Here is a 9,521-nt window from a genome sequence, read left to right as displayed (position 1 = left end):
TGTTTTTTGAACTGAATAGTTACTTTTATTGGCTTTTCTGAGTGATTAAGAACTTTTTTTAAACAATTAAGTCCAGTAGAATATGTCTCTTGCTTCACACTTTTTGGTTTTTTTGATTGAAAATACGGTTTGTTCATAAAACGGCGCAGCTTTTGATGCTTGTAGTTGTCATAACTACGAGTGGGCTTTGTTACGCCATTTCAAACCATAGCTTTTATGAGTTGGCATTAACAATATTAAGTTATAGTAAATGGCCTAATACAACACGACCAACTATTTGTGTTATTGATAATCCAGAAGCGACTAATCAATTTCAAGCAAGTGTGAAAGAACTGTCTTATGATTATCAAGTACAGGCAGTGAGCGCCAAAGAGTTTTCTAAGACTCAATGTCATGTTGCTTATTTCTCAACAACATCGCCTCAGCAACAACAAAATTTAATTCAGTCTTACCCTTCTCGATTTTTATTATCATTAAGTACTAATAACTCTACTTGTGAAATCGGAAGTATTTTTTGTCTTTACAATAAAAAGACCTTTTCTACTTTTAAAGTAAATTTAGATGCTTTGAGTTACTCCAAGGTTCATATCGACCCTCGCGTCTTAATTTTGGCGAAGAACACGGAGTAGTTAAAGTGATTTCAAATTTATATCAATCTACTTCATTACATGCATTATTCCGTAAATCTCAATTTACGATTTTCGCAATTACCTTTGTGATTTGTTCATGCACTTTTGCCACGATTTCCATGTTTACGATGGAAACTTATGCAAAACAGAATCTTAAATTGCTGAGTCAAACTGTGCTTGAGCGTATTCAACCAGCAGTCGTCTTTAAAGATAAAGGCGCGATTGATCAAATTTTGGATGACTACACAAGAGAACATGCAATTCGAAGTATCCACGTATACGATCCGCAACAACAGTTATTGGCAGAAAGTACAAAGAAGATTGCAAACACTTCATTTTTACAGGATTTACTCGACAAATGGTTTTTGCATGATCCTGTTAAACTTATGATTGTTCACCATAAGAAAAAAGTTGGAGAACTTGTTCTATATGGTAGTTCTGAAAATATTTTACATTTTCTTAAAACCATTATTATTGGTTTAGCTATTTCCATGTTCTTTATTGTGATTGCATTATTATGGTCGGTAAATTTAACTTATCGCCAGATTATGCAAGCAATTAAGCCACTCACGCATATTGCCCAATTAGTCAGCGATCAAAAAGCTTATAATTTACGCTTCCCAAATAATCATATTAAAGAGTTCCAAAATTTAAATACTGTATTTAATGAATTATTAGAAGAAATTCAAATCTGGAATAACAACTTACAAAAAGAAAATCGCCAGCTTTCCTTTCAAGCACACCATGATCAGCTAACAAGTCTGCCAAATCGGCATTATTTTTATGAAGAATTACTCAATATTTTCGAAAACCCTCTATTTCGTCACAATTCTGCGTTAATATTCATCGACAATAATAAGTTTAAGCTTATTAATGACCAGTTTGGACATTTAGCTGGAGATGCTGTGTTACGTGAAATGGCTCAGCGTTTAAAGTTATCTGTTCGACAGGAAGATTTTATTGCTCGACTGGGTGGAGATGAGTTTGCAATTATTTTGCATGCAATTCACCATGCTGACCATTTGAAAGCTATTGCTGAGGGGCTACTTGCAAGCAGCGTAGAACCTTTAAATTTTAACGGTGAAATTATTCATTTTGGTTTTAGTCTGGGTATTGCTTTCTCCCAATTTGCAGAAAATCCAGAAGATTTGGTAATGCAAGCCGATCAAGCAATGTATAAAGCAAAGAATTTAAACCCACATTGGTTTTTATATAAACCAGAAATTTAGGACATGTTATGCGCACTCATACCATTAAAATTTCATTTATTGCGTTACTCTGCCTAACATTGGCTGGATGTTTGAGTTTTGGTCCACTTAAGTACCGTCAAGTTAAAATGTTAAAAAAAGAAGGCTTTGTTTTAACGGATGAGGGCTGGAGCCTTGGTTTACCAGAGCGCTTATTATTCGACTTTAATAAATCAGATATTAAGCCAGAGCATGGTAAAGAAATTACGCGCCTAGCAAAACAGCTAGAAAAATATGATTTAGAGAAATTAAAAATCGTCGGTCATACTGACGATATTGGTAATCCAGAATACAATCAAAAACTATCTGAAGAACGTGCTCAAAGTGTTGCTTCTATTTTTGTTAATGAAGGCTTTAAACCAAATAATCTAACTGTAATTGGGCGTGGTTCTAAACAACCATTTGTTCCAAACACAAGTGACGAGAATCGTGCAAATAACCGTCGCGTTGCTGTGATTATCATTCCATAAAATGATTAATAAATAAAAAGGCCAACAATAAAGTTGGCCTTTTTTCATTTTAGCTCAATAATATCAATCGTTGGGGGCACTCTAAATCGAAAAGGAACGCCAACCATGCCTGTACCCACCGTGACAAATACATCTGCATGTTCATGAATATAAAATCCTTTTTTATGCCCTAATATCGAAACTTTCTTCATGATGTAATTAGTAATCCACGGTAATTCAATTTGTCCGCCATGTGTATGTCCTGACAGCATTAACGGACGCATGGGTAACTCTGGAACCATGTCTACTGTATCTGGATTATGTGACAAAATCAGCCACGGTTTATCTTGTGGCAGCTCTGGTAAGAAACGCATATTCGCCTTACCAGCCCATAAGTCACCAATACCCACTAAACGAAACTCATCAAAATCAACAATCTTGCCTTCGATATCAATGACATCGTTTTGGCTTAATGCTTCATTTAATAACGCTTGAATCGGTGGTCCAGGATATTGCTCATCATGGTTTCCTGGTACAGAATAAACAGGAGCTTCAATCTGTTTCAATACTGCAAGCTCATGCACTAACCGATTCTCAGGTTCGTATGTCCAATCCCCCGCCACAACCACAAGATCAGGTTTCTCCTGATTCAGCTTTCTCACAATCGTTTTTAACTGTCGCTCATGTCCTGAAAACAATCCAACATGCATATCAGCCACAACAGCCACTTTCACAGGCCAGCTAAATTCACGATGCGGATTCAAACGATATTGATGATGTTTGACATGAACCGTATGCGGCTCAATAAAGCGGGCATAAATTAAAAGGCTACTTAATAGAAAGACAAAAGCTGTTTGGTGTATGCTGTAGTAACCAATCCACCCTGCATATAAACTAAAAAACCAGAGTGGAATAAGTAAATAAGAGAGATAAAAAGCCAATAAGTGCACAAAAGCTTTAAAAGGATGAATTGTCTCTGTACGTGACTGATGCACCCAAGCCTGTATAAATGCCCAGAGTGCTAGAACTGCGAAAATCGAATAGAAAATCAAAACTGTTGTATCTGAATCAAGCATTACAGATCTCATTAACCTCATCTAGGGACAGATATCGCATCTCATATTTATATTTTTAGATGAAATGTTATACTCAAGCCCAACTTTTAATCAGTAACAATTATGACGCAATTTTCTCGCATAAATAGCAAACATACAGAAATAAGTACAACTACTTACAATAAAAGTATGCTTGCGATTTATTGCAGTATTGCGATCACGGTGACGGGCTGTAGTACGCTACCAAAGCACACAATTGAACCAACACCACAACCCACATTACAGATCAATACGGCTGATACAACGTTAGCGCAAGTAATTCAACCTTTACAGCAACAACATCCAAACCTAACGGGCTATCATGTTTTATATGAACCATTGGAGGCTTTGGCTGCTCGTTTGCGTTTAATTGATAAAGCAGAGAAAACTTTAGATCTTCAATACTATATTTGGGATAACGATAAAGTTGGAGCACTTGCACTACATGCATTAATTCGTGCGGCTGACCGTGGTGTGAAAGTACGACTTTTAATTGATGATAATAATGCAAAACATACCGAAGGTATTTTCTTAGCTTTAGCTCAACACCCTAATATTGAAGTCAAATTATTCAACCCTTATCGCTTTCGCAAATACCGCGCAATCGATATGGTTTTAGATTTAAAACGTATTAATCGACGTATGCATAATAAAAGTTTTATTGCAGATCATCAGGTTGCACTGATCGGTGGTCGTAATATGACGAATCAATACTATAACGTCAGTGATAATTATCAATTTTCAGATGTTGATGTCATGCTGTTTGGAACGGCGGTAAATGATATTTCCAAGTCTTTTGATGATTATTGGAATCATGAATATGCCTATGATGTTCGTGAAATCGTTAATCCAAAATCTCATCGTCTCAGCTATGAAAGTTTAAAACAACAGCTTGATGATCACTATAAAAAAGTCACTGTACAAAACTATTTAGATTTAACAGATCGTTCGCAATCAATCGATGCATTGATCAATCGAGACATTTCATTAGATTGGGTTAAAGCGGAAGTTGTTAAAGACTCACCCGATAAAATCAAGTCTAAAGCAAAAAAGCAAGAACATCTTAATTTCCAACTGATCAATCATTTAGAACAGCCTGAAAAAAACATTGATCTTATTTCTGCTTATTTTGTTCCTGAAAAAAAAGGCGCAAAAATCTTGGGCGATCTAGCCCAAGATGGTGTGAAGGTTAGAGTTTTAACCAACTCTTTTAAAGCCAATGACGTTGCAGTGGTACATGCTTTCTATGGTAAATATCGCAAGGAGCTTTTAGAGCAAGGTGTTCAACTCTATGAATTCTTGCCCGCTTTAGACAAAGATGACCTCGACAAACATACTGAAGATTTAGCTAAAAAAGCCAAAGTTAATATTAAAGGTCTTAGCCGATCAAGTTTACATGCAAAGCTAATGGCGCTGGATGAAAAGCAAGTTTTTATCGGGTCATTTAATTTTGATCCACGTTCAGCTTATTTAAATACTGAAATTGGTGTTTTACTTGATAGTCCACCTTTAGCTCAAGCTGTGCACGCAACCATGGATCAAAATCTCAGTAAATATGCCTATAAACTTGTCCTAAATGCGAATAAGAAAATTACATGGCAACGCCAAACACCTCAAGGTCCTGTTGTTTACACAAAAGAACCTCGGATGAAATGGTGGCAAAAAGCTGGGGTTAAAGTTTTGTCTTGGCTACCTATCGAAGGTTTTATGTAGCACTAGGTGGGGTGTTTAAAACCTTTTGTTGTAACTCTAAAAGTCCCGCACGCATTTGACGATCAACTTCTTTGGTTAAGGTATCAACTGTATGTCCTTCTACAGGAATAGCAGGTAATGTCATTAAATGTGCAGTGACTTTCGGCATTTCTAAAACGCGTTGCACATGCTCAGCAAAAGACATTTCACCGATAAAAGGTGCAACCATATCAAGTTCGCCATGTTGATTGACATAGCAAATCACACAAATCTGAACAGGTCTCTGCGCTTCAATCGCAGCACCTAATAATCGACCATGTACTTTTTTAACCTTATGACCATCTGTGGTCGTTGCTTCAGGGAAAAATAGTACTGGAATATCTTGTTTTAAAAACTCAGTAATTTGTTCACGAATCCGAATTGAATCCCCTGAACCTCGCTTAATGAAAAGCGTACCTCCACCTTTCGCTAGATTTCCTAGAATTGGCCATTTTTCTACTTCTGCTTTGGCCAAAAAGAAAATACGAGCACCAGAACCAAGTACAGCAACATCAAGCCATGAAATATGATTGCTCACCCAAAGTGCAGGTTCACGCGGAATCGCACCATGCACTTGTACTTCGATATTGAAGACTTCGCATAGACGACGACAGAAATACTGCACATAGCGCGTATTTACAGGATTATTTGGATCTTTATATAAACCATGACGATAAATAAGATAAAAGCCTTCACCAATGGTCTCTAAACCAGAAGCTAATTTTCGACTATATAAACTAAATTTTGAAAATAAATTTAATGGTTCGCTATCTACTGCAGTTGTTTCTTGAGTCATAAAATCATTAAAACCATTGGGTTTTCACCCGTCATAGACACTTGGGACATGAATGTCAAACAGCACAAGCATCTTTGGATGATACAAGGTGCAGACTTATATAATTCCGCTACTTCTAATTAATCAATCCTCACGTTATACAAAGATAAATTACCAAAAAATCTCGGTATATACGCTTTGAGTTAAGCAAGTTATATCATGCCAATATCCACTTATAAAAGTTATCTTGATAATAAAAAACGAACGTGAGCATGATTTTTTTCAATTTCAAATCAACAATTAGATCAAATAATATAAATCAATCGAAATAACAGATTAAAAGAGTCCTACTATGCACACCAACAGCACCGCCACTGAAGTCGAAAATACCATCTCTTATGGTTATGCTTTAAAAATGTTTTTAGGCTGGGCTATTTTATATATGGGGACGTTAATCGGATTCATTGAGCTGATTCGTCGTAATGTCATATAAATCGAGTAAGTCTTTGCCCTTTCGTTAAAGTTTATTCTAAAATAGGACTTTAATACCTAGGATATGACAGCAGCGTGGAATATTTTGAGCAGCATCAAGGTGGCGAACGGGCAATTTTAGTCAGTGTTTCTGTTCAACTCCTCGATGATCTTGATGCTGAAGAGTTTCGATTGCTCGCTCAATCTGCTGGCGCTGAAATCCTGCAACATATTTCTGTACAAAGAAATAAACCTGATCCTAAGTTTTTTATTGGCTCAGGGAAAGTCGATGAAATTGCAGAACTAGTACAGGAACTTGAAGCTGAGTTGGTTATTTTTGATCACTCTTTAAGTCCTGCCCAAGAACGTAATTTAGAAAGAATACTGAAGTGTCGTGTCATCGATCGTACAGGATTGATTCTTGATATTTTTGCCTTACGTGCGCGTACACACGAAGGTAAATTACAAGTCGAACTTGCCCAACTTAAACACTTATCAACGCGTTTAATCCGAGGCTTTACTGGGAACTTGGAACAACAAAAAGGTGGGATTGGACTTCGTGGCCCAGGTGAATCACAACTAGAAACTGACCGTCGACTGATTCGTGTTCGTATCACACAACTCAAAGAAAAATTAATCAAGGTTCAACAAACACGCTTACAAGGTCGAGCTGCTCGTCAGAAAGCAGCCATTCCAACTATTTCTCTCGTTGGATACACCAATGCTGGGAAATCTACACTTTTTAATATTCTAGCGAAAAGTGATGTATATGCGGCAGATCAACTCTTTGCAACCTTAGATCCAACCTTACGTCGTTTAGATTGGGATGGGATTGGTACAGTTGTATTAGCAGATACCGTAGGTTTCGTCCGCAACCTACAACATGATTTGGTTGAATCTTTCAAAGCAACACTAGAAGAAACTTTGGAAGCTACCTTACTGTTGCATGTTGTGGATAGTAGTAGCCCGAATATGCTTGAACAAATAGAAGCTGTTGAGTCTGTGCTCAAAGAGATTGGAGCGGATGCACCCATTTTGCATGTTTATAATAAAATTGACCAAAGTGGAGATAGTGCAAAAATCATTTATAAATCTCCTGATTTTCCAGATCGAGTTTATGTATCCGCACATTCTGGTGAAGGTTTAGCCTTATTAAGTCAGGCTGTACAACAGTGCTTATTAGGACAATTACAACACTTTAATTTAGTCTTGAAACCTGCATACGGTAAACTACGCACGCAACTCTATACACTGAATGTAATTCAATCTGAGCATTACGATGAGCAAGGTGATTTGCATTTATCAGTCTGTATAGCACCACAAAAACTGGAACAAATCATCAGACAAGCCCACTTACCACTAGATGAAATTCTTGGAGAGAAAGCCGCTTTATTCAAACGACCATTAGAAGAGTTTGAATACGTGAAAGATCAATAAATTTTTTCTTCCCGTGGTAGCATCTTAAGAAAAGAATGACATCATCATAATGGTAATCGTCCATTGTTCAGATAAATGAGTAAGAGACAACATGAAAGATATTGATTGGACAGCTTGGTTTTATACGATTTTATTGATTGTCGTATTTCGTGAAGGTGCCGTCGCAATCACTAAAGTATTTAATCATCCAGAACTCGGCAATCTCGTCGGCTTGATGAGTCTGCTTGCAACGTTATTAATCTGGAGGCGATTTAGAAAGATTTCGAATCGTTTGATTGATACTAATAATAAAATCATGAAAGAAAGCGCTTTTGCATTTTTACCTATCTGTGCAGGTTCTTTGATTATGTTGGTTCACTTAGGCAAAGAGATTCCTGTTTTCTTATTTGTGCTTACGTTAAGTACCTTACTCCCTCTCTGGATTTACGCCAAAATGGCAAAGCGTTGGTTATAGGAGTCGCTAAATATGTTTATGATTATTTATGGCTTTATGATCACCTTGGTCAGCTATCTGATTTCGAAACCACTCAATAAAAAATTCCCGCAAATTCCGTTGATCGTGTTTGCAATGTTTATCGTCATTGCTTTATTGGCCATTTTAGGCGTTCCTTATGAGCATTACATGAAGAACGTAAATGATATCTTTAATCATTTATTAGGCTATGTCACGGTTGCCTTAGCTATTCCTTTAGCTGCAATGCGCTATGATGATTTACCGATTAAATCAATGATCGGAATTTTATGCTTTGCGAGTATCAGTGCGGTCGCATTGCCAATGGGTTTGGCATATTTATTACATATGTCTGAACCTACAATCATGGCATTTGCTACACGTGCAGTTACGACTCCTATCGCACTGAACATCGCTACTCTATTACATGCGCCATTGATGATGGTGACATTGATTGTCATTTTATCTGGTGTAATTGGTGCTGCCTTCTCTCCTTGGATTTTAAAACACATTCATGATGAACGTGCATCTGGTCTTGCTTTAGGTCTCGCAGCTCATGCCATCGGAACAGCGCAAGCATGGCAACGTGGCCCTGTGACTGGTCGTTACGCAGCGTTTGGCATGGCAGTAAATGGTGTATTTACAGCGATCTGGTTACCAACATTTATACTGTCTTTATCTTAAAATTTGCCACAAATATCACATTAAGATTGAACTAATTGTCAAAAATCCGACATAATGGGATTTCAAACGTTAAAAGGATTTTTAATGATGGGCAAACAACTTATAGGTGCATTACTCTTATCTGCAATCAGTAGCTTTTCTTTCGCAGAAGACATCACGGGGACTTGGCAAAGTATTGATGACAAAACTGGGGCACCTAAAGCGTTAATCGAAATTCGTAAAGAGACGAATGGTAGTTATGCAGGTAAAATCGTAAAGATCACCCCTCGTGCAGGCTATACTCCAAAGGAAATATGTGTAGACTGTCCAGCACCTTATACCAATAAACCAATCTTAGGCTTAGATGTTGTTACAGGTCTGAAGCACAGTGAAGGACTTAATTATAGCAATGGTCGTATTCTTGATCCGAATACAGGCAAAGTTTACAGCATGAAAGCAAAATTAAGTTCAAATGGCAAACGATTGCATCTACGTGGTTATCTTGGTGTATCGGCTTTAGGACGCAATCAAATCTGGATTCGTACTGAATAAAACTCAGATAGATAAAGCATCT

General features: G+C 37.1%; 11 protein-coding genes. 9 read left to right on the top strand and 2 right to left on the bottom strand.

Translation table 11 applies throughout. The features are described from left to right. Positions 1-155 precede the first annotated feature (155 nt). From ACT4_RS02885 to ACT4_RS02875, 3 genes are read left to right on the top strand one after another with little or no spacing between them, the layout of a single operon-like run. Positions 156-629 (top strand): YfiR family protein, encoded by a 474-nt coding sequence (locus ACT4_RS02885; protein ID WP_004877477.1) that lies wholly within the window; start codon positions 156-158, stop codon positions 627-629. A gap of 5 nt (positions 630-634) precedes the next feature. Further along, complete coding sequence (locus ACT4_RS02880; RefSeq protein WP_004877479.1) at positions 635-1,858, top strand: diguanylate cyclase domain-containing protein; 1,224 nt, start codon at positions 635-637, stop codon at positions 1,856-1,858. Positions 1,859-1,866: 8 nt separating this feature from the next. Next, positions 1,867-2,346, top strand: coding sequence for an OmpA family protein (locus tag ACT4_RS02875; RefSeq protein WP_004877481.1), 480 nt, complete (start codon positions 1,867-1,869; stop codon positions 2,344-2,346). Between the two features lie 44 nt (positions 2,347-2,390). On the opposite strand, the gene ACT4_RS02870 is transcribed toward ACT4_RS02875, so the two are convergent. Further along, entirely contained in the window at positions 2,391-3,401 is a 1,011-nt protein-coding gene (locus ACT4_RS02870) for a metallophosphoesterase (protein ID WP_007479659.1), read from the bottom strand. Positions 3,402-3,569: 168 nt separating this feature from the next. Between ACT4_RS02870 and ACT4_RS02865 the strand changes: the two genes are divergently transcribed. Beyond that, the gene (locus ACT4_RS02865; RefSeq protein WP_374750062.1) at positions 3,570-5,132 is read left to right on the top strand and encodes a phospholipase D family protein; all 1,563 of its coding nucleotides are present in this window, start codon (positions 3,570-3,572) and stop codon (positions 5,130-5,132) included. Here ACT4_RS02865 and ACT4_RS02860 read toward each other — a convergent pair. After that, positions 5,125-5,946 (bottom strand): 1-acyl-sn-glycerol-3-phosphate acyltransferase, encoded by an 822-nt coding sequence (locus tag ACT4_RS02860; RefSeq protein WP_007479656.1) that lies wholly within the window; start codon positions 5,944-5,946, stop codon positions 5,125-5,127. The two genes, ACT4_RS02865 and ACT4_RS02860, sit on opposite strands and share 8 nt — an antisense overlap. Positions 5,947-6,277: 331 nt before the next feature. Between ACT4_RS02860 and ACT4_RS17235 the strand changes: the two genes are divergently transcribed. The 5 genes from ACT4_RS17235 (at position 6,278) to ACT4_RS02840 (ending at position 9,499) form a co-directional block, all read left to right on the top strand. After that, positions 6,278-6,418: a hypothetical protein gene (locus ACT4_RS17235; protein WP_004877488.1), complete on the top strand. Its 141-nt coding sequence runs from the start codon at positions 6,278-6,280 to the stop codon at positions 6,416-6,418. A 74-nt stretch (positions 6,419-6,492) separates the two neighbouring features. Then, a complete protein-coding gene (gene hflX, locus ACT4_RS02855; RefSeq protein ID WP_004877489.1) occupies positions 6,493-7,833 on the top strand; it encodes a ribosome rescue GTPase HflX in 1,341 nt (446 codons plus the stop codon). A 91-nt stretch (positions 7,834-7,924) separates the two neighbouring features. Beyond that, positions 7,925-8,287: a hypothetical protein gene (locus tag ACT4_RS02850; RefSeq protein WP_004877490.1), complete on the top strand. Its 363-nt coding sequence runs from the start codon at positions 7,925-7,927 to the stop codon at positions 8,285-8,287. A 12-nt stretch (positions 8,288-8,299) separates the two neighbouring features. Then, positions 8,300-8,968, top strand: a complete 669-nt coding sequence (locus tag ACT4_RS02845; protein WP_004877491.1) for an LrgB family protein — start codon at positions 8,300-8,302, stop codon at positions 8,966-8,968. Between the two features lie 87 nt (positions 8,969-9,055). Beyond that, positions 9,056-9,499 (top strand): DUF2147 domain-containing protein, encoded by a 444-nt coding sequence (locus tag ACT4_RS02840; protein WP_023012931.1) that lies wholly within the window; start codon positions 9,056-9,058, stop codon positions 9,497-9,499. Positions 9,500-9,521: the final 22 nt, after the last annotated feature.

Origin of the sequence: Acinetobacter sp. NBRC 100985 (genome assembly GCF_000241225.1) — a bacterium.
GTDB lineage: Bacteria > Pseudomonadota > Gammaproteobacteria > Pseudomonadales > Moraxellaceae > Acinetobacter > Acinetobacter venetianus.
The sequence above is the reverse complement of the archived record's forward strand: the minus strand, read 5'-3'. Positions and strand labels throughout refer to the sequence as shown.

Excerpts from the sequence above, each read along its gene's own strand:
- ACT4_RS02885 (WP_004877477.1), top strand. The coding sequence starts at position 156 with ATGCTTGTAGTTGTCATAACTACGAGTGGGCTTTGTTACGCCATTTCA.
- ACT4_RS02845 (WP_004877491.1), top strand. The coding sequence starts at position 8,300 with ATGTTTATGATTATTTATGGCTTTATGATCACCTTGGTCAGCTATCTG.
- ACT4_RS02875 (WP_004877481.1), top strand. The coding sequence starts at position 1,867 with ATGCGCACTCATACCATTAAAATTTCATTTATTGCGTTACTCTGCCTA.
- ACT4_RS02865 (WP_374750062.1), top strand. The coding sequence starts at position 3,570 with ATGCTTGCGATTTATTGCAGTATTGCGATCACGGTGACGGGCTGTAGT.
- ACT4_RS02860 (WP_007479656.1), bottom strand. The coding sequence starts at position 5,946 with ATGACTCAAGAAACAACTGCAGTAGATAGCGAACCATTAAATTTATTT.
- ACT4_RS02840 (WP_023012931.1), top strand. The coding sequence starts at position 9,056 with ATGGGCAAACAACTTATAGGTGCATTACTCTTATCTGCAATCAGTAGC.
- ACT4_RS02850 (WP_004877490.1), top strand. The coding sequence starts at position 7,925 with ATGAAAGATATTGATTGGACAGCTTGGTTTTATACGATTTTATTGATT.
- ACT4_RS02870 (WP_007479659.1), bottom strand. The coding sequence starts at position 3,401 with ATGCTTGATTCAGATACAACAGTTTTGATTTTCTATTCGATTTTCGCA.
- ACT4_RS17235 (WP_004877488.1), top strand. The coding sequence starts at position 6,278 with ATGCACACCAACAGCACCGCCACTGAAGTCGAAAATACCATCTCTTAT.